Origin of the sequence: Corynebacterium endometrii, from assembly GCF_004795735.1 — a bacterium.
Classification (GTDB): domain Bacteria; phylum Actinomycetota; class Actinomycetes; order Mycobacteriales; family Mycobacteriaceae; genus Corynebacterium; species Corynebacterium endometrii.
This window is the reverse complement of sequence record NZ_CP039247.1, coordinates 1,783,341-1,801,939: the sequence shown is the minus strand read 5'-3', so window position 1 is coordinate 1,801,939 and position 18,599 is coordinate 1,783,341. Positions and strand designations below refer to the sequence as shown.

16 protein-coding genes and 1 tRNA gene are annotated in these 18,599 nt (G+C 63.7%); 12 read left to right on the top strand and 5 right to left on the bottom strand.

The window, feature by feature from the left end; all coding sequences use genetic code 11:
* Window positions 1–4: 4 nt before the first annotated feature.
* From CENDO_RS08085 to CENDO_RS08050, 8 genes are all read left to right on the top strand, one after another.
* Window positions 5–1,291, top strand: a complete 1,287-nt coding sequence (locus tag CENDO_RS08085; RefSeq protein WP_246014237.1) for a glycosyltransferase — start codon at window positions 5–7, stop codon at window positions 1,289–1,291.
* The gene (locus tag CENDO_RS08080) at window positions 1,291–2,475 is read left to right on the top strand and encodes a glycosyltransferase family 4 protein (RefSeq protein ID WP_136141580.1); all 1,185 of its coding nucleotides are present in this window, start codon (window positions 1,291–1,293) and stop codon (window positions 2,473–2,475) included. The genes CENDO_RS08085 and CENDO_RS08080 overlap by 1 nt, the downstream gene beginning before the upstream one ends.
* Window positions 2,468–4,273 (top strand): ABC transporter ATP-binding protein, encoded by a 1,806-nt coding sequence (locus CENDO_RS08075; RefSeq protein WP_246014235.1) that lies wholly within the window; start codon window positions 2,468–2,470, stop codon window positions 4,271–4,273. The genes CENDO_RS08080 and CENDO_RS08075 overlap by 8 nt, the downstream gene beginning before the upstream one ends.
* Window positions 4,266–5,444, top strand: a complete 1,179-nt coding sequence (locus CENDO_RS08070) for a phosphotransferase family protein (protein ID WP_136141579.1) — start codon at window positions 4,266–4,268, stop codon at window positions 5,442–5,444. Before CENDO_RS08075 ends, CENDO_RS08070 begins: the two co-directional genes overlap by 8 nt.
* Window positions 5,445–5,449: 5 nt before the next feature.
* The gene (locus tag CENDO_RS08065) at window positions 5,450–6,472 is read left to right on the top strand and encodes a phosphotransferase (protein ID WP_136141578.1); all 1,023 of its coding nucleotides are present in this window, start codon (window positions 5,450–5,452) and stop codon (window positions 6,470–6,472) included.
* A 62-nt stretch (window positions 6,473–6,534) separates the two neighbouring features.
* Window positions 6,535–7,860 (top strand): UDP-glucose dehydrogenase family protein, encoded by a 1,326-nt coding sequence (locus CENDO_RS08060; RefSeq protein WP_210726593.1) that lies wholly within the window; start codon window positions 6,535–6,537, stop codon window positions 7,858–7,860.
* An 11-nt stretch (window positions 7,861–7,871) separates the two neighbouring features.
* Window positions 7,872–8,687, top strand: a complete 816-nt coding sequence (locus CENDO_RS08055) for a serine hydrolase domain-containing protein (protein ID WP_136141576.1) — start codon at window positions 7,872–7,874, stop codon at window positions 8,685–8,687.
* A gap of 539 nt (window positions 8,688–9,226) precedes the next feature.
* Entirely contained in the window at window positions 9,227–9,637 is a 411-nt protein-coding gene (locus CENDO_RS08050) for a hypothetical protein (protein WP_246014233.1), read from the top strand.
* Here the strand turns inward: CENDO_RS08050 and CENDO_RS08045 are convergent.
* Window positions 9,634–9,936, bottom strand: coding sequence for an acyl carrier protein (locus CENDO_RS08045; RefSeq protein WP_136141575.1), 303 nt, complete (start codon window positions 9,934–9,936; stop codon window positions 9,634–9,636). The two genes, CENDO_RS08050 and CENDO_RS08045, sit on opposite strands and share 4 nt — an antisense overlap.
* 74 nt (window positions 9,937–10,010) lie before the next feature.
* On the opposite strand from CENDO_RS08045, the gene CENDO_RS08040 reads away from it, so the two are divergent.
* Window positions 10,011–10,985 (top strand): alpha/beta fold hydrolase, encoded by a 975-nt coding sequence (locus tag CENDO_RS08040; RefSeq protein WP_342773401.1) that lies wholly within the window; start codon window positions 10,011–10,013, stop codon window positions 10,983–10,985.
* A gap of 93 nt (window positions 10,986–11,078) precedes the next feature.
* On the opposite strand, the gene aceE is transcribed toward CENDO_RS08040, so the two are convergent.
* Window positions 11,079–13,853 (bottom strand): pyruvate dehydrogenase (acetyl-transferring), homodimeric type, encoded by a 2,775-nt coding sequence (gene aceE, locus CENDO_RS08035; RefSeq protein ID WP_136141573.1) that lies wholly within the window; start codon window positions 13,851–13,853, stop codon window positions 11,079–11,081.
* 405 nt (window positions 13,854–14,258) lie between these two features.
* Here aceE and CENDO_RS08030 point away from each other — a divergent pair, with 405 nt between their 5' ends.
* Window positions 14,259–14,678 carry a DUF3052 domain-containing protein gene (locus CENDO_RS08030; RefSeq protein WP_136141572.1) on the top strand — a complete coding sequence of 140 codons (420 nt, stop codon included), beginning with the start codon at window positions 14,259–14,261 and terminating at the stop codon, window positions 14,676–14,678.
* Between the two features lie 132 nt (window positions 14,679–14,810).
* Window positions 14,811–14,883: transfer RNA gene (locus tag CENDO_RS08025), tRNA-Val, on the top strand.
* 270 nt (window positions 14,884–15,153) lie between these two features.
* On the opposite strand, the gene CENDO_RS08020 is transcribed toward CENDO_RS08025, so the two are convergent.
* Genes CENDO_RS08020 through CENDO_RS08010 form a run of 3 tightly spaced genes read right to left on the bottom strand, consistent with a single transcriptional unit; the run spans window position 15,154 to window position 17,385 of the window.
* Window positions 15,154–16,152 (bottom strand): SURF1 family cytochrome oxidase biogenesis protein, encoded by a 999-nt coding sequence (locus CENDO_RS08020; RefSeq protein WP_342773400.1) that lies wholly within the window; start codon window positions 16,150–16,152, stop codon window positions 15,154–15,156.
* 53 nt (window positions 16,153–16,205) lie between these two features.
* The gene (locus CENDO_RS08015) at window positions 16,206–16,706 is read right to left on the bottom strand and encodes a low molecular weight protein-tyrosine-phosphatase (protein WP_136141571.1); all 501 of its coding nucleotides are present in this window, start codon (window positions 16,704–16,706) and stop codon (window positions 16,206–16,208) included.
* A gap of 10 nt (window positions 16,707–16,716) precedes the next feature.
* The gene (locus CENDO_RS08010; protein ID WP_136141570.1) at window positions 16,717–17,385 is read right to left on the bottom strand and encodes an HAD hydrolase-like protein; all 669 of its coding nucleotides are present in this window, start codon (window positions 17,383–17,385) and stop codon (window positions 16,717–16,719) included.
* A gap of 47 nt (window positions 17,386–17,432) precedes the next feature.
* On the opposite strand from CENDO_RS08010, the gene CENDO_RS08005 reads away from it, so the two are divergent.
* Window positions 17,433–18,584, top strand: a complete 1,152-nt coding sequence (locus tag CENDO_RS08005; protein WP_136141569.1) for a Nif3-like dinuclear metal center hexameric protein — start codon at window positions 17,433–17,435, stop codon at window positions 18,582–18,584.
* The last annotated feature ends 15 nt before the right edge of the window (window positions 18,585–18,599 follow it).

Sequence of the window (18,599 nt, the reverse complement as noted above, 5' to 3'; positions counted from 1 at the left end):
ATTGATGAAAAAGCAGACAACGGACCGGGAGCCGGAGGCGATGATGGCAGGCAAGATTGGGTACGTGGTGAAGGTCTACCCACGGTTTTCTGAGACCTTTGTGGTCACCGAAATCCTGGGCCGCGAGGCGCAAGGGGAGGATATCTCCATCTACGCCATGCGCCCCACCACGGACACGCGCTTTCACCCGGAGCTGGCGCGCGTGAAGGCGCCGGTGCGGTGGATTAATCGCCCCACCAGCCCCCGCTACTTTTGGGAGCAGATTGCGTCCAGCCTGACGGACGCGGGGATGGCTGAGCGCTTTGGCAGGATTATGCCGCAGTTGGCAACGCTGGAGGCCTCGGACGTGGCGCAAGGCGTAGCGCTAGCAAAGCAGGTCAAGGAGGATGGCATCACGCACCTGCACGCCCATTTCGCCTCCCTTGCCGGGCGCATGGCGTGGGTGGCCAGCCAGCTGACCGGAATCCCATACACCGTGACCACTCACGCGAAGGACATCTTCCACCAGGACGTGGATTTCGTGTGGCTGCGCCGCATCTGCGCGGATGCCGCCAACGTGATAGCCATTTCCAAGTACAACGAGGACTACCTCCAGCGCGTGCTGGCCGGGACCGGAGCCAACATCGTGCTGCGCTACAACGCGCTGGAGCTTTCCCGCTTCCCGTTTTCTGCCGGCGCACCCGTGGGCCCCACGCTCAAGGTGGCCGCGGTGGGGCGCTTGGTGGCGAAAAAGGGTTTTGCCCACCTCATCGAGGCGGTCAGCATGCTGCGCGGGCGCGGTATCCGCGTGCACCTCACCCTGGCCGGAGAGGGTGAACTGCGCCCGCAACTCGAGGCCCAGGTAGCGGATCTAGGCCTGGAAGAATCCGTCACGATGGTGGGGGCTTTGACCCAAGCCGAGGTGTCCGCCCTGGTACGCGGCGCGGACGTCTTCGTGGCACCGTGCGTGCCCGGCGGCGACGGGAACATGGACGGGCTGCCCACCGTAGTGCTTGAGGCCATGGCGCTGGGCACGCCGGTGGTCGCCACCTCAGTGACCGGCCTGCCCGAGGTGATCATCAACAACCACACCGGCGTGCTCATCGAGCTGGGCGACTTGGGCGAGCGCCTGTCCCGGGATGTGGCCGACGCGCTGGAGGGGGTGGCTGACGGCTCCGTTCCCGGCGCCACGTTGGCGCGCGGCGCCCGCGCCCTCATAGAGGAACTATTCGATAACCGCCGCCAGGCTGCGGCGCTGCGTGAGCTTGAAACAGGCATGGTAACTACCCACCCTCAGGAGGTGCACTTTTAATGCGTATTGCATACGTCTGTGTGGATCCCGGTATCCCCGTCTTTGGCACCAAGGGGGCATCCGTGCACGTTCAGGAGGTCATCCGCGAGTTGCGCAAGGCCGGCCATGAGGTGCGCGTCTACGCCACCCGCGTGGGCGGGGACGTGCCGGCGGACCTGGCTGACCTTCCGGTCACCCGTTTCAAGCTGGGCAGCAAGGAGCCGGCCGCGCGCGAGCGGGCCCAGATTGCCGCCTCCCGCGAGATCGCCGCGGCCCTCGCCGAGGACTCCGCCGAGTTTGTTTACGAGCGTTATTCACTGTTTTCCACCGTGCTGACGGAATCCGGGCTGCCCGGCATCCTAGAGGTCAACGCGCCTTTGATTGAGGAGCAAAAGACCCACCGGGTGTTAGTCGATGAGGCCGCCGCCCGGGCCGCGGTGCGCGCGCAGATCTCCGCGGCCCGCGCCGTGATTTGCGTATCCGAAAAGGTCGCGCAGTGGGCCCGCGGGCTCGTCGCGGCGGATTCCCCGGCCGCCGCCCGCATCCATGCGGTGGCCAATGGCGTGAATGTGGACCGCATTGCCCCGCAGCCGCAAGCCCCGGGCCGGCCGGTGGTGACCTTCGTGGGCACGCTCAAACCGTGGCACGGCACGGAGTTCCTCATCGACGCCGCCGCTGCCGCCGGTGCCGATTGGCGCCTGCGCATCATCGGCGATGGCCCCGAACGCGAGCGCCTGGAGCGGCGCGCCCGGGCCCTCGGCCTGGACGTGGACTTCCGCGGCGCCGTGGCTCCGGATTCCATTCCGGCCCACTTGGCCGGATCGGCCATCGGCGTGGCCCCATACCCGGCCCCGGACAACGAGGATGACCATTACTTCTCCCCGCTGAAGGTCTACGAATACATGGCCGCGGGTCTACCGGTAGTGGCAACCCGCATTGGCCAGGTACCGGAGGCGCTGGGAGGAGTGCGTGACGGCGGCGGGGCTCCTGACGCCGCCGGGGCACTCGCCGCCGGCCTGGAGCTGCGCGAGGCGGGCATCGTGGTGCCCGGGTCCAACGCCCGGGCGCTGGCGGCCGCCATCGACGCGCTGGTGGGGGATGGCCCGCTGCGCGCTTCCATGGGCGTCTCCGCCCGCGAGCTGGCCGTGGAAAGGCACAGTTGGGCAGGGGTAGTAGAGACCATGTGGGGCCTTGCCCATGAGTAAGAAAATCGAAAAGCGCGCCGTGCAGCGCACGGTGGCCCTGGTCTGGCCGGACGTACAACCGCACAAGACCCTGGCGCTCGGCGGGGTGGTGGCACTCCTGTTCGAGGTGGCCTTCCGGGTACTTGAGCCATGGCCCCTGAAGATCGTCGTGGATGCGGTATCCGTGTCCATGGGCGTGGACCAGGGCGGACGCCCGGCCACCACCGGCCTGCTGATAATTTGCGGCATCGCGCTAATCGCCGTGGTGGGCCTGCGCGCGCTGTCTAACTACCTGGCCACCGTCGCCTTTGCGCTGGTGGGGTCCAAGGCGTCCACGCGCCTGCGCGCCCGTTTGTTCAACCACGTGCAGGGGTTGAGTCAGCAGTATCACTCCCGCAACCGCTCCGCGGATACGGTCCAGCGCATCGTGGGCGATGTGGGCAAGCTGCAGGAAGTGGCGGTTTCCGCGGGGCTGCCGCTGATTGCCAACATGATTACCCTGGCCGTGATGCTGGTGGTCATGATGGTCATGGACTTCTGGCTTTCCCTGGTGGTTGTGGCGGCGCTCTTGGCGTTCCCACTAATTTCCTTTTCCACCACCAAGGCCATTACAAAGGCCTCCCGCAAGACCCGTAAGGCGGAGGGCCAGCTGGCCAATACCGCCCAGGAGTCCTTGAGTTCCATCACCGTGGTGCAGGCCTACGGCCTAGAAGATCACCTGGGTGAGCGTTTTACCTCCGCGAACAAGAAGTCCTTGAAGGACGGGGTCAAGGCCCGCCGTTTGGCGGCCCGCCTGGAGCGCGGCACGGATGTCATCGTGGGCCTGGCCACCGCCGCGGTCATGGTGGGCGGCGCGCTGCGGGTCATGGAGGGCGCGATGACCATTGGTGACCTGGTGCTGTTTACCACCTACCTCAAGACCACCATGAAGCCGCTGCGGGACCTGGCCAAGTACACCGGCCGCATTGCGCGTGCGTCCGCCTCCGGCGAGCGCGTGGCTGACCTGATGGATCAGGTTAGTGACATTCAAAACCCGGCCAAGCCGCGCGCCATGGAACGCTACCTGGGCTACGTGGAGTTTAAGGACGTGCGCACTATGTACGGCAGGAATGAAATCTTGAAGGGCGTGGACCTGTTCATCAAGCCGGGCGAGCACGTGGCCGTCATTGGCCCATCCGGTGCCGGCAAGTCCACCTTGGTCTCCTTGCTGGTGCGCGCGCAGGATCCGTCATGGGGCACGGTCAGCATCGATGGCCACCCGGCGGACGGCCTGGATCTCACCGAGCTGCGCCGCAACATCTCCTTGCTGCATCAGGAGGCGGTGCTTTTCACCGGCACCATCCGGGACAACATCCGCATGGGCAGCTTCAACGCGTCCGAGTCCGCCCTCATCGCCGCCGCACGAGCCGCCGGCGCCCATGACTTCATCGAGGCCATGCCGGATGGCTATGACACCGTGGTGGGCGAGCGCGGCGGCACCCTATCCGGCGGCCAGCGCCAGCGCATCGCCATCGCCCGGGCCCTGCTGCGCAACAGCCCGATTGTCATCCTCGACGAACCCACCACCGGCCTGGATCCGGCGTCCGCCGCCGCGGTAATGGGGGCGATTGACCGCCTCATTGAGGGCCGCACCACCTTGTCCGTCACCCACGACGCGGAGGTGGCCATGCGAGCCACCCGGGTGGTGTGGATGGAGGCCGGAAAGGTCATGTTCGGCGGAGCACCGGCAGAGCTGGCACGGACTAATGACACATTCAAGCGCTGGGTAGCGCAGGCAACGGCGGCAGAGGAAGTAAAGGTTGGGCAGCGCAATGACTAATCATGGAACCAATTTCAAGGCATACGTGGACAAGTGCATTGACCCGCAATGGTTGTCTGAGCACGTGGGTCACCCGGTTCGCCCGCACTACCTGCGCTTGAAGCCGGGCACGTCCATCGCGGTGGGTTATGTTCGTAACACACCCGCCGCAGATGGTGCGGCGCATGGCGTGGCCGAATTCGGCTGGGCCCGCTTGCTGTGGCCTGATGCTCGGTCCAAGGCGGCCAAGGCGGCGGACAAAGCTCGTGAGAGGGGCGAGTCCCTGCGCGGTGCGTGGCTGGACGGGGAGATTCTGTTTCAAACCGGCACCATGCTCACAGATCCTAAGCTCATCGAGGTCTTGGAGGAGGCCGGCCTGTCAGTTCGGTCTGCCGGCGAGTTGGGGGGAGTGGAAGTCCTGCGTTATAACCCGCTGCGCCGGGTGGTTGTCCGCAAGGGGAAACAAGTTGTGCGAATCTCCGCCGCTCAGCAATTAGACGAGGATTCTTACCGGGCGGTAGGCCGCGCAGTAGAAGTTGCACCGATGATTGACTTTCAGCCCGGTGGCTATATCAGCACCGTGGCCTACGTTGGCGCCGGGGACCTGGCCCACGGCGCTGCCGCCGCCCAAGGCCCACTGCACGAAGAGGCCGGACGGATGCTGGCCAGGCTTCACGCCTCGGCCCAGTTGGCCGTGGACACGGCGTGCACGGATGGCCGCGTGCAGCTCGAAGCCCACGCCGGAATCCTGGACTCGCTCGATGCCGACCTTGCCGCCCGAGTGCGCCGCGTTGCGCAGACCCTTCCAGCAGTGGGCGGTGAACGGGTTGTACTGCACGGGGATGCATCCGCGGACCAATTCTTGTATTCGCCTACCGGCGAGGTGTGGATGACGGACTTTGACCGCCTCTGCGCCGGCCCGGCCGCCATGGACTTGGGCTCCTACCTTGCCGAATGCGGCGGGGCCGCCGGTCGCGCCCTGCTCACCGGCTACGGCGAACTGCGGGAGCTTCCCTCCCCACACCGGCTGGCCGCCGCCAAGGCGCATTCCCTGGCCGCCCGGCTCATGGGTCCGCTGCGCACCGCCCAGCCCGACTGGCGTGAGCGCGTAAGCCAGGGCCTGGAACAGCTTGAACAGACCATCGCCGAATCCCTGCGCCTAACCCCGGAACGAGCACAGGAAGGGGAGTAAGAACCATGGTGACTAAAACCAATTCACTATCCACCGCGCTACGCGCGCTGGGGCATACCCCACACGTGCGCCGTGGCTGGCCAGGAAAAGGCCGCACCATCACCTTTGAAACCCGTGACTCCAGCGGCTTACTGCGCGCCGGGAAGATTGATGACTCCGGTGAGGTGACATTGACACCATACGGTATGGACAACAAGCTTCCGGGGCTGGCTAGCGCCTTAGAAAAAGGTACGTCCACCGGTGAGATGTTGGTGCACCGCTACGGCAAGCGCGCCGTGGTCAGGCATGAGGAGGCTATCACTAAGTTCCTGCGCCCCGGCAAGGCACAGAACGTGGCCGCGGTGTCCACAGCCATCCGTGCGGCCTGCCGCCAGATTGGCTTGGGCGCGGCCCAGGTCAGCGGGGTCAGCGATGGCTGTGTCACCTTCTCCCTGCTCCCAGGCCGCAGCCTGCATGAGATGGGTGATTCCGGTCGCGATGGCTGGGATGCGTTCTTTAAATTCTGGCCGCAGTGGCAGGGCCTCGAGGTACCGGGCCTGGCTACTTTCAGCGCCGCCGATGAAGCCGCCACACTGCGTACCTGGGTAGCCCACGCGGTCAACCACGGCGTGGCGCATGCGGATGAGCTCGTTCGCGCGGCGGAAAAGGTCTGCGGGGCGCTGCAAGGGGGCGTCGGGAAAAGCGGACGCGCCCTTGTCCACCGCGATCTCCACGACAAGCAGCTGCTCTGGGACGGGCGGACACTGAGCGTTCTGGACCTGGATACGGCCGCCTACGGCGAGGCGGAGCTAGACGCGGGCAACCTGCTGGCCCACGTGCGCCTGCGCAAGCTGCAGGGGCTGATGGGCGCGGAAACGGCGGATGCTTTGTCCGCCGGCATCACCGCCCTGGCCCCGGGGCCGCGGCTTGGTGCCTATGAAGACTCCGCGGCTTTGCGCCTGGCCTGCGTATATGCATTCAGGCCCGCCGCCGCCGAATGGTGGCCGGAATGGACCGCGACCACCCTTGAGACCATCGCGCTGCGATAACCAGCGGCCGGATTTACCATTACCTCGAAATTTTAAAACCACAAAGGATTTTCACCATGAAGATGTCAGTCATTGGATGCGGTTACCTGGGCGCGGTTCACGCGGCGTGCATGGCGCGATTGGGCCACGACGTAATAGGCGTGGACGTCGATGCGCAGCGCGTTGCGTCTTTGAATGCGGGCAGGCCACCATTTTATGAGCCGGGCTTCCCGGAGCTTCTTAGCGAATCCATTGCTAGCGGCCGCCTGCGTTTCGTCCAGGCCCCAGCCCCTAAGGCCATTGCCGATTGCGACGTGCATTTTATCGCCGTAGGCACCCCACAGTCCGCGGACGGCACCGCTGCCGATATGACTTACGTGAACGCCGCCGTGGATTCCGTGATAGAGGCGCTGGGGGACAACCCGCAGACCGCCTCCGGCAACCGCCCGCTGGTGGTGGGCAAATCCACCGTGCCGGTGGGAACCGCCGCGGCCCTGTACGAGCGCGTAAAGCCCGCCGGAGCCTTGCTGCTGTGGAACCCGGAGTTCCTGCGCGAGGGCCACGCCGTGGATGACACCCTGCGCCCAGACCGCATTGTTTACGGCCTGCCGCCCGAGCATGGTGAGCAAGCCCAGAAGGTTCTGGACGCGGTGTACGCGGATCTCCTGGCCGCCGATATCCCACAGGTGATTACCGATTTTTCCACCGCCGAGCTGGTGAAGGTGGCCGCAAACTCCTTCCTGGCCACCAAGATTTCCTTCATCAACGCAATGGCCGAACTGTGCGAGGCCACCGGCGGGGACGTGACCCAGCTAGCCGAGGCCATTGGCCACGATGACCGCATCGGCAAAAAGTTCCTCGGCGCCGGCATTGGCTTTGGCGGCGGCTGCCTGCCCAAGGACATCCGTGCCTTCGCCGCCCGCGCGGAAGAGCTGGGCGTGGGTGACGCGGTGGGCTTTTTGAAGGAGGTTGATTCTATCAACACCCGCCGCATGTGCCGCGTGGTTGCCGCGTGTGAGGACGCCCTAGGGGAGCTCTCCAACAAGCCGATTGCAGTTCTAGGTGGCGCGTTTAAGGCCAATTCCGATGACATCCGTGAATCTCCGGCACTGATCATCGCCACCATGCTCGCCGAACGCGGCGCGGACGTGCGCCTGTATGACCCACAGGCCAATGAGAACATTGGCCGCCGCTTCCCGGACCTAGGGCTGGCCGGCGGTACTGAGGACGCCCTGCGCGAGGCGCAGATGACCCTGGTGCTCACCGAATGGCAGGAATTCAAGGACCTGGATCCTGCCGCCGCGGGTCAACTGGTTGCGGCCAAGCGCATCCTGGACGGCCGCAATATCCTAGAGCCTCAGGCCTGGAAGGATGCCGGTTGGGAGTACGTGGGCATGGGCCGGCGCTAGACTTTCTAATCATGAGTGCTTTTTCCGATATTGCTAACTGGCCCGCGGACAATGTTGCCGGAGCGTTGATCTCCGGCGGTGAGGTCATTGAAACCGTGGGGGATACCGCACACCGCTTCCCGGTGGCATCCGTGACCAAGCCTGTGGTGGCCTACGGCGTGATGATGGCGGTTGAGGAAGGTGCCTTAGACCTAGACCAGGCCGCCGGCCCTGAGGGCTCCACGCTGCGCCACCTATTGGCTCATGCATCCGGCGTGGGCTTTGATTCCCGCGAGCTGGAGAAAGGCGTAGAAGAAAAACGCATCTATTCTTCCGCTGGATACGAGTGGGCCGCGGAGTTAGTGGAAGAGGCCACCGGCATTGAGTTTCCCGAGTACCTGCGCCTCGGCATCTTTGAGCCGCTGGGGATGGACAACACCGCGTTGGAAGAGGCTGCGGGCCATGGCCTGGTATCCACCGTCGATGACCTGGTTGCCTTTGCTCTAGAGGTGATGAACCCTAGGCTTCTGGCGCCGGAGACCGTCAAGGAAATGCGCACGGTTCAGTTCCCGGAGTTGCGCGGCACGGTGCCGGGGTATGGCCCATTTAACCCATGCGATTGGGGCCTAGGTTTTGAAATCAAGGGGAAAAAGGGGGCCAAGCGCGAGCACTGGACCGGCAACAAGCTCAGCCCTGAGACCGTGGGGCATTTTGGAATGTCCGGCACCTACATCTGGATTGACGGTGACCAGGCCATGGTGGCGCTGACGGACCATGACTTCGGGGACTGGGCAAAACCACTGTGGGCCCAGACCAACGATGAGATCTGGGCCGAGCTTAACGCTTAAGTTTTTAAGGGGCTTGCGAATATACCGCTTATTAAGAAGCTTCGAGGCCCTTGGGATAGTTATCTAGCCCGCGACCTAGCCGCACGCCACAACGTCGAGGTGTGTTGGTACTAGCCCGGGGGTTGGTTTAGTGAAAGCTGCCGTAGGCAAAGTCCCAGGCAGGGCGCGCAGGGGCAGGGGTGTATGCGAACCGGGTGCGGCCGCCGCCATCAACGCGGCCCACGGAGACCTGCGCCCGGTCGGTGCCATGGGCCAAGATTTTAGGCCGCGTTCCCCATGAGGATCCTTTTACAAAATCGCATATCTCAACGTGAACTTGAACTTGAGTAAACGGGGGTTGAAGCGGTTGTTTAGGGTTGCCGCTGTGACTTATGAGGCAGAAAATGGCGGAAGCGGTCTAAGTGATAGTGGCGCGTGGATGTCACAAGACAATTGGTCACAGGGATTGAGTCCGTTGGGGAAGACGATGCTCACCATGTGCCAGAGCTCGTCTTGAGTGACGTTGCCGTTTACTACACGAAGGAACACCTGAGGCTTCCATGAATGCTGCCCCCGCACGCCCGGCGTGCTCAGAACCCGCCCGCTCACGCTCTGGGACTACCGCAGTGCCCGTCATTCCTGCCGGAATCGAGGTTGTGGTCCTAGAGGTTTCAGGCATGCCCACTTTCGTGCGTCCGCGCATCGAACGGGCCATGGTGGATTGCCTCGTCAGCGAATCATATCTGTCCATCCCGGGCGCGGATCCGCTCGAGGCCTCGTGGTGCACGCGGTGGCGGCGGGACGCGGTGAGCACCCGCGCCCTGGCACTCGGGGTTGGCGGGCAGCGCGGCGGGCTAAGCTGCCGTGAGGTGCTCACCGGCACGCCCGGAGAAATTGAGGCGCTGCGGGAGCGGGTCGCCGCGCTGGCCGAGCGCTATGGGTTCAACGCGGGCGTGCGGGAGGTGCGCTAATCCTTGCGCTCGTCGATGTAAGCGGCAACATCACCCACCGTGTCGAAATTCAACACGGTACCCTCATCGAATTGGACCTTGAAAGCCTCCTCTGCGCGCACGGTCAGCTCCACCAATGCCAGCGAGGAAATGCCCAGATCCGCGAGCCTGGCGTCGCGCTCAATCGATTCGGAATCCACGCCGGAAACCTTTTCAATGAGGGCGGTAAGCTGGCCATACGTGTCTGAATCCTTGGGGGAGGTAGCTTCCTGCTGCGAATTGAAATGGGCCTGGAGGGCCGCGGAGAAATCACTGGACATAGGGAAAGTGTAACTGGCGGGGGCATCGGTCTATGATTTATTAAGTCATGAAAATACGTCGAAGCATTTCTGTGGTGGCTGGATCCTGGGCCAGCCGGCTTAAACCCAGCGGGCGCCGCTTAATGAAGGATGTCCGCGAGCTGCTTCATGATCATAAAACCCAACCGGGCCTTACCAATCTCGACAATGAGGGTTACGTGAAGTCTGATGGCTTTGACATAGCCTGGTTTGAGGTGGGCCCGGAGGACGCGGAGGCCACCGTGGTGTTCATCCACGGCTACTGCCTGAGCGCGGAATCATACTGCGATCAAGTGGAGTTTCTGCGCCGCGAGCACCCCGAGGTCCGCTCCGTGCTCCTTGACGTCCGCGGGCACGGCTTATCTGAAAAGGTCCCAGTGGACGAGTGTGACGTGGACGGCGCGGGCGATGACGTCTTGGCCGTTATTAAGGAGCGGGTCCCGCAAGGAAACATCGTCATCGTGGGCCACTCCCTGGGCGGCATGATTGCGCTTAACGTCATTAGGCGCTGCCCGCAAGAGGTCTATGACCGCATCTCAGGGGCGCTGTTGGTGGCCACCAGCATCCACGAGCTTTCAGACAAGGGCATCGCCCGCATCCTGGAGACCACCGCGGCAGAGCTGTTGTACAACGCGTGCCTCACGCTCCCGGACCGCGTGAACTTCTTCCGCTACGAGCTGGCGCACCTAGTGGCGCCGGTGATGGCCGCACTGGTGGCGGGCTTCCCGCAGATGGAACGCATCCAATTCCACGCGGCCATGCTGCTGGATACGCCGCTGGCCTCCTTCGCGGGCTACTTCGATGATCTGCTCGACCATGAGGAGCTGGCCGCCACCCCACGCCTGGCGCGGCTCAAGGGCGAGGTAGTTGTAGGCTCCATGGACATTGTCACCCCCGAGTCCCAGACGGACCGCATCTGTGATCTGTGGCCAGCCGCGGAGAAAACCATCGTGGACGGGGCCGGCCACATGGTTATTCTGGAAGACCCAGAGGCCATCTCCCAGGCGCTCGAGCGCGTCCTGCAGGCCTAGTTAGCCGCCACCCGGCCGGGTTGGGCAAGCGGCAGGAGATACGTAAAAGGCGGTATCCCGCAAAGGGGGATACCGCCTGTGGTTTAGCGCCCGTTACTGAGCTTGCTCTTCCTCAGCAGGGCTGGAGGTGGAGTAGGTCTTGGTCGGGTCATCGAGGTTGAACTTCTTAGCAGCCTCTTCCACAACGGACCCCTCAATCTTGCCCTCGCGGGCCAGGCCCTGCAGGGTGGCTACCACGATGGACTCGGTGTCACTGTTGAAGAAGCGGCGGGCGGCCTCGCGGGTATCGGAGAAGCCAAAGCCATCCGTACCCAGAACGATGTATTCGCCCGGCACGTATGGGCGAATCTGCTCCTGCAGATCCGTGGTGAAGTCAGAAACCGCCACGAATGGGCCCTCGAAGCCCTCGAGCTGGCTGGTGACGAAGGGCTTTTCGGCCTCGACCTTGCCGGCCCGCAGGGCCTCCTTGTTGCGGGCCGCGCCATCGCGCGCCAGCTCGACCCACGAGGTGACGGAGAACAGGGAGGTCTTGACGTCATATTCTTCAGCCAAGATCTTCTGCGCGCGCAGCGCCTCGTGCACACCAACGCCGGAGGCCAGGATGTTCGCCGGGATGGAGCCAGCCTCGGTGGTATTGAAGCGGTAGATGCCGCGGTGCAGGCCCTCTACGTCCAAGTCCTCAGGCTCGGCAGGCTGGGAAACCGGCTCGTTGTAGACGGTCAGGTAGTACATCACGTCTTCGGAGTTCTCACCGTACATGCGCTCGATGCCGCGGTGAACCAGGTGGGCCACCTCGAAGCTAAACGCCGGGTCATAGGTGATAACTGCGGGGTTGGTGGAGGCCAAGACAGGCGAGTGGCCATCCATGTGCTGCAGGCCCTCGCCGGTCAGGGTGGTGCGGCCGGCGGTGGCGCCGATGATGAAGCCGCGGCACATCTGGTCGGCGGCGGCCCAGAACGCGTCACCGGTGCGCTGGAATCCGAACATGGAGTAGAAGATGTACAGCGGAATCATGGCCTCGCCCTGGGTGGCATAAGACGTGCCCACGGCGGTGAAGGAGGCGGTGGCACCGGCCTCGGAGATGCCCTCATGCAGGATCTGGCCATCGGTGGCCTCACGGTAGGAAAGCATTAGGTCATGGTCCACCGGCACGTAGTTCTGGCCGCGAGGATTCCAAATCTTCAACGTCGGGAACCAGGAGTCCAGGCCAAAGGTGCGGGCCTCATCAGGGATGATTGGCACGATGCGCTTGCCGATCTCCTTGTCGCGCATGATTTCCTTGAAGGTACGCACCAGCGCCATGGTGGTAGCAACCTTCTGCTTGCCGGAACCCTTGCGCACCGAGCGCAGCTTGTCGATTGGAACTACCTCTAGCGGGGTAAACTCCGTGCGGCGCTCAGGCAGGAAGCCGCCCAGCTCCTTGCGGCGCTCAAGCATGTACTTGATCTCCGGGGCGTCCTTACCGGGGTGGTAGTAAGGCGGGTTGTATGGATCCTTTTCCAGTTCCTCATCGGAGATTGGGATGCCCTGCTTGTCGCGGAACTGCTTGAGGTCCTCCAGGGTCAGCTTCTTCATCTGGTGGGTCGCGTTGCGGCCCTCGAAGTTGTGGCCCAGGCCGTAACCCTTGATGGTGTGGGCCAGGATGACGGTTGGCTTGCCCGTGCCTTCATTCTCCAAGGCCTTGGAGTACGCGGCGTAGATCTTGCGGTAGTCATGGCCGCCGCGGCGCAGGGCCCAAATCTCATCGTCGCTCATGTCCTCAACGAGCTTGAGGGTGCGCTCATCGCGACCGAAGAAGTGCTCACGAACGTAGGCGCCGTCATTAGCCTTGAAGGTCTGGTAGTCACCATCGGACGTGGTGTTCATGATGTTGACCAGAGCGCCGTCCTTGTCGGCGGCGAGCAGCTTATCCCACTCACGGCCCCACACAATCTTGATCACGTTCCAGCCGGCGCCGCGGAAGAAGGACTCCAGTTCCTGGATAATCTGGGTGTTGCCGCGAACCGGGCCGTCAAGGCGCTGCAGGTTGCAGTTGATGACGAAGGTCAGATTGTCCAGGCCGTACAACGGCGCCATGTGAATAAGGCCGCGGGATTCCGGCTCATCCATCTCACCGTCACCAAGGAACGCCCACACGTGCTGCTTGGAGGTATCCTTCAGGCCGCGCATTTCCAAGTACTTGTTGAAACGCGCCTGGTAGATGGCGTTGATTGGGCCCAGGCCCATGGACACGGTGGGGAATTCCCAGAACCAAGGCAAGCCGCGTGGGTGTGGGTAGGACGGAAGGCCGTTGCCCTCGCCGCGGGAGACCTCCTGGCGGAAACCGTCCAGGTCCTCCTCGCTCAGGCGGCCTTCCATGTAGGCGCGAGCGTAGACGCCCGGGGACGCGTGGCCCTGGAAGTAGACCTGGTCGCCGCCGGATGGGTCATCCTTGCCCTTGAAGAAGTGGTTAAAACCGACCTCGTAGAGAGGGGCCGCGCCCGCATAGGTGGAGATGTGGCCGCCAACGCCAATGCCTGGGCGTTGCGCACGGTGCACCATGATGGCCGCGTTCCAGCGGATCCAACGGCGGTAGCGCTTTTCCAGTTCCTCATCGCCGGGGAACTCTGGCTCCATGGTGGTGGGGATGGTATTGACGAAGTCAGTAGAGGTCAACGCTGGCAGAGGCACGCGCTTGGCGGTAGCGCGCTCCAGCAGGCGCAGCATCAGGTAACGCGCGCGCTCAGGGGAGGTTTCATCGAGTAGACCATCGAGGGAGTCCATCCACTCGCGGGTCTCCTCTGGGTCAGTATCGTTCATGTATGACGCAACGCCATCACGAACCAGCTGGAAGTTGGAATCGCCCTTGTGGGCGTCCTGCTCTGCCATGGAGAGTCCTCCTAAAAAGGTTCAGGTTAAAAGTCACAGATGTCTAGTCCAGAATACGCCCCCTGCAGGTGTGCCGCTTAATCGAAGGTTTGCAAAGAATGTTGTAAAGCCTTGCGGAATCCTTGCGCGCGCTACCACCAGCGTTGGAAAGAAAGTCATGGGCAAAATAGTTAATTCCTGTTAACCCGGTCTTAGCGGGCATTGACCGCTCCCTCCTTTAACGCCTGCCCCCACCCCCCGGGGCCGGCCGTGGGGTAGGGGTTGCCGTGAGGGGCGAACTAAAGGCGGGTATCCGGGTGAATATGCGGCGCTTACCGCTTCCGCGCGGTAAAGTGCGTTGAAACACCCCGATTTGCAGACGGGGCGTGATGACACACGTCTTATTACGTAGGAGGACTAACAACTGTGGTGGACGCTACCGGCGTAGCCAGTGATTTCGTAGCTAAGCTGGGAATCAAAGAGGGACAGATTGCTCTGGAGAGCGGTTGGGATGAAGATTGCGACTCCCGCATCTCCGAGGCCGTTGAGGAAGTCCTGGGGGAGGACCTGCTCGATGAGGACACTGATGAACTGGTAGACGTGGTCCTCCTATGGTGGCGTGAGGAAGACGGTGACCTGGTTGACGGCCTGGTGGATTCCCTCCGCCCGCTAGGGGATTCCGGTCGAATCTGGCTGCTGACCCCCGGCGCCGGCAAGCCTGGCTTTATCGCCCCCGGTGAAATCTCAGAATCGGCCCAGCTGGCCGGGTTGGTGCAGACCAAGGCGGAGCGTTTGGGCGAGTGGCAGGGCAGCTGCCTGGTCGCCCGCGGCTACACCAAAAAGTAGCCACGCTTTTGGTTCTATAAAACCTGGGAAAAATACCCATTAACCTCGCGATTTGTATTGTGTAAGGATAGTGGTTAAAGTATTCCACAGCACAGCAACGAACGGCAACAGCCGGACAGAGCAAGTGCGGATGCGGCTTTAGCTCAGCTGGAAGAGCAATTGGTTTACACCCAATAGGTCGGGGGTTCGATCCCCTCAGGCCGCACGATACAAGACCCCGTCCCGGGACACCGGGACGGGGTCTATTCGCGTTTCACGACAATTCCACGACGCCCTCCCGATGCATGTGCAGCGGGAAAGCCGATCGCTGCGTTGCCTAGCCCCTCGCATAGGGGCTGCCGATGGGGCAATACGGCCGGAGGAATTAGACAATCGGCCATGGATTAGCTGAGGCATCGCGCCCTAGTAGGGCGCCGTCGTGCGGCCCCGGAGGGAGAGGCTAGGGCCCGCCGCGCAGGCCCCGCGGGCGCGATGCTTAGAAGCGTTCGCGGCTGCGCTTGGCGAACTTGGCGTAGTGGTCCGTCTTGGCATCACCGTAGCGGGCCCTGTGGCGCCGGGCGGGCCGCTCCTGCTCCTTGGCCGGGTCGGGGGTCTGGGTGGTGGCCTCGGCGGGCTGGGAGGGGGCGGGCTCCGGCGGTGCGGCCGGGTTAGCGGAGGATGCCTGCGCGGCGAGCTGAGCCTCCATCTCCGCCTCTTCCTCACGGGCGCGGCGGCGCTCGCGGATCTCGGCCCAGATGAAGTAGGCCGCGCCCAGCGGGGCCATCACGCCGAAGGCAATCCATTGATAGCCGTAGGACAGGTGGTTGCCGCGGTCCATCTGCGGCACGGGGATGGGGTTGAGCACGCCCGGTTGTTCGTCGGACAGCTGAACATAGTCAACGCCCAAGTCTTGGCCGGTCAGCTCGGAGAGCTGGGGGGTATTAATGGAGTAAATCTGGCGGTAGCCTTCGCCCTCAAAGGGTTCGTTGGGGTGCGTGGCCTCCGCGCGGCGGATCATGGCAAGCAAGGTGACCTCCCCATCCGGGGCCGGCGTGATCTCGGGTACCGCGCCGCCCTCACCGGCCTGTACCCAGCCGCGGTTGACTACGATTGCATCGCCCTGATCGGTGATAAACGGCACCAGAGACTGGAATGATGCGCCGGATGCCACAGGGCGCATGCGCAACAGGACCTCTTGTTCCGGGAGGTAGCGCCCGGTCATGGTCACGCGGGCCCACTCGCGGCCCTCCTGCATGGAACCGTCGGGGTTGAAAACCTCCTGGTAAGGGCGGGGGTCCTCGCTGTAAGCCTGGGTAATTTGCTCATTGCGCTCCACGATGTCTTTGTCCTTGCCCAGCTGCCACGGGGCCAGCATGGTAAACGCGAAATAGGAAAAGAACGCAACGATGATGATCAGCAACGCCCAGCTAGCCCGGAACTTAGGCCCAGTGGAGGTGCTGCGGCGATCTGGCGTGTTCGTGGTGGAAGTACTCACGCTTTGTAGTCTAACCCCTTGCCTAACTCGTAATAGCCTCCGAGGAGGGCGCGCTAGTTATCCTGCGCCAGCCCTTTCTTAACGAACTCGATCAGCCCCGGCATGGAAGCCTCGATGTCCGTGCGGGTGCGGGTGAAACCGTCCGTGCCGCCGTAGTAAGGGTCGTCCACGCCGGCGCCCTCCGGCGAGTCCGGGTCGAAGCTGCGCATCAGGCGGATGTTGTCTTCCGGCACCCCGGCCTCCACGAGGCCCTCATAGTGGCCCGGGTCCATGGCTATGAGCAGGTCCGCGCCGGTGTGCGCGGGGCCCAGTTGGGCGGCGCGGTGGTGGGAACCGTCGTAGCCCGCCGCCGCCAGCTCGGCTACGGCGCGGCGATCCGCCCCCTGGCCTACATGCCAGCCACCCAGCCCGCAGGAGTTGATAAAGACCCGATCCTCCAGGCCCTCGCGGGCAATGTATTCGCGCGCGATGACTTCGCCCATGGGGGAGCGGCAGATGTTACCGGTACAGACAAAACAAAGGTGGTACTTGTTCCCAGAATTGTGCGTAGACATGGGGTCTAGCCTACGGATTAAAGTGGGCGTCTACCACCGCACGAAGTGTCGGCATGTCCGGCGCGAAGTAGGCCGCGGCGTCCCATTCCTTCCGGCTCCCATGACCCCAGCCCACCAGGGCGGTGGGCACCCCAAACTGGGCCGCGCCCTGCGTATCGTGCAGCCGGTCACCCACCATGAGAATCTCGTCGCGGGCCGGATCGAGGCCCTCACGCTCGAACACCCAAGCAATGACGTCCGCTTTGGTGCGCCGGCCGATTGCCGCGTCCGCGCCGCCCACGCTGTCCAGGTAGCGCGTGGCGCCCAGATGCTCAAGCATCCGGTGGGCTACGGCCTCACCCTTGGAGGTGGCGGTGTGCAAGAAATATCCCTGCTCCTTCCAGGCCTGCAACGTTTCCAACCACCCGGGAAAGAGCCGCGCGTTGGCCCAGCCGCGAGCGTCGTATTCGGCGCGGTATACCTCCATGGTCCGCGTCACCAGGGCTGCGTCCATGCCGTACTCGGCCAGCGTGTCCTCTAGCGGTGGGCCGGGCAGGCGGTGGAGCACGTCCGGGGCCGGGTGCGGCCAAGATACCGCATCGAGGGCCATGAACAGCGAGTCCCGCACGCCCGGAAAGGAATCAATGAGAGTGCCGTCAACGTCGAGCAAAAGCGCCTTCATAACCTTCCAGTCTGTCACGGACAGTAGGATGGGGCGGGAGCCGAAACACAGCAAAGGAGTTTATTGTGAGCGCTGCTGGAACCACCGTTGGTGATATCCGTGCCTGTTTGGACGCCGCCTACCCGCCGCACCTGGCGGAAAAGTGGGACGCGGTGGGCCTTATCTGTGGCGATCCGCAGGCGCCGGTGCGCAAGGTAGCCTTCGCCCTGGATTGCACCCAGGCGGTGGCGGAGGCGGCGGTGGCGGCCGGCGCGCAGATGCTGGTTGTTCACCATCCGCTGCTCATGCGCGGGGTGACCTCCGTCGCCGCGGATACGCCCAAGGGCAAGGTCATCCACACGCTGCTGACCGGTGGCGTGGCGCTATTTTCCGCGCATACCAATGCGGATTCCGCCCGCCCGGGCGTCAATGACAAGCTGGCGGAGCTGGTGGGCATCACGCCGGGCCGGCCCATTGTCCCCAAGGACCCTGAGATCGTGGACAAGTGGGGCGTGCACGTGCCTCCTTCCGGGGCCGCTAACCTCAAGGCCGCCATCTTCGCCGCAGGGGCGGGTTCCATTGGCAATTACGAGGAGTGCTCTTTCGAGTTTGAGGGCACGGGACAGTTCAAGCCGGTAGAAGGCGCCAATCCCGCCGAGGGCACCGTGGGGCAGATCCATTCCGGGCCCGAGGTACGCATCGAGTTCGTGGCCCCGTCCTCCGTACGCAGCGCCGTGGAGTCCGCCATAGCGAAGGCCCACCCGTACGAGGTGCCCGCCTATGACATCGTGGAGACCGTGGGGCGCAAGTCCCTGGATGAGGCCTATGGCCTGGGGCGCGTGGGCAAGCTGGATGAGCCTATGACCCTGCAGGAATTTACGCAGCGCGTGGCCGATTCCCTCCCGGAGACCGCCTGGGGCGTGCGCGCCGCCGGCGATCCCGAGCAGCTGGTGGAGACCGTCGCGGTGTCCTCCGGCTCCGGCGATGGCTTCCTCGATGCCGCCGCCAAGCTGGGCGCGGACGTCTACGTGACATCAGACCTGCGCCACCATCCCGTGGATGAACACCTGCGCGCCGGTGGCTGCGCGGTGATTGACACCGCCCACTGGGCCAGCGAGTTTCCGTGGACAGAGCAGGCGAGCGATATTGTTAGACTCCAGACGGGCGTAGAGATAGAGGTAATCAACATACGCACTGACCCGTGGACCGTGTCCGCACACCCGGGTCGTGAGAACTAAACACGAGGATTTGAG

Bases quoted from the DNA above. Each gene is read 5' to 3' on its own strand.
- CENDO_RS08080 (WP_136141580.1), top strand. From the start codon at position 1,291: ATGCGTATTGCATACGTCTGTGTGGATCCCGGTATCCCCGTCTTTGGC.
- CENDO_RS08065 (WP_136141578.1), top strand. From the start codon at position 5,450: ATGGTGACTAAAACCAATTCACTATCCACCGCGCTACGCGCGCTGGGG.
- CENDO_RS08015 (WP_136141571.1), bottom strand. From the start codon at position 16,706: ATGTCTACGCACAATTCTGGGAACAAGTACCACCTTTGTTTTGTCTGT.
- CENDO_RS08055 (WP_136141576.1), top strand. From the start codon at position 7,872: ATGAGTGCTTTTTCCGATATTGCTAACTGGCCCGCGGACAATGTTGCC.
- CENDO_RS08045 (WP_136141575.1), bottom strand. From the start codon at position 9,936: ATGTCCAGTGATTTCTCCGCGGCCCTCCAGGCCCATTTCAATTCGCAG.
- CENDO_RS08085 (WP_246014237.1), top strand. From the start codon at position 5: ATGAAAAAGCAGACAACGGACCGGGAGCCGGAGGCGATGATGGCAGGC.
- CENDO_RS08060 (WP_210726593.1), top strand. From the start codon at position 6,535: ATGTCAGTCATTGGATGCGGTTACCTGGGCGCGGTTCACGCGGCGTGC.
- CENDO_RS08075 (WP_246014235.1), top strand. From the start codon at position 2,468: ATGAGTAAGAAAATCGAAAAGCGCGCCGTGCAGCGCACGGTGGCCCTG.
- aceE (WP_136141573.1), bottom strand. From the start codon at position 13,853: ATGGCAGAGCAGGACGCCCACAAGGGCGATTCCAACTTCCAGCTGGTT.
- CENDO_RS08050 (WP_246014233.1), top strand. From the start codon at position 9,227: ATGAATGCTGCCCCCGCACGCCCGGCGTGCTCAGAACCCGCCCGCTCA.
- CENDO_RS08070 (WP_136141579.1), top strand. From the start codon at position 4,266: ATGACTAATCATGGAACCAATTTCAAGGCATACGTGGACAAGTGCATT.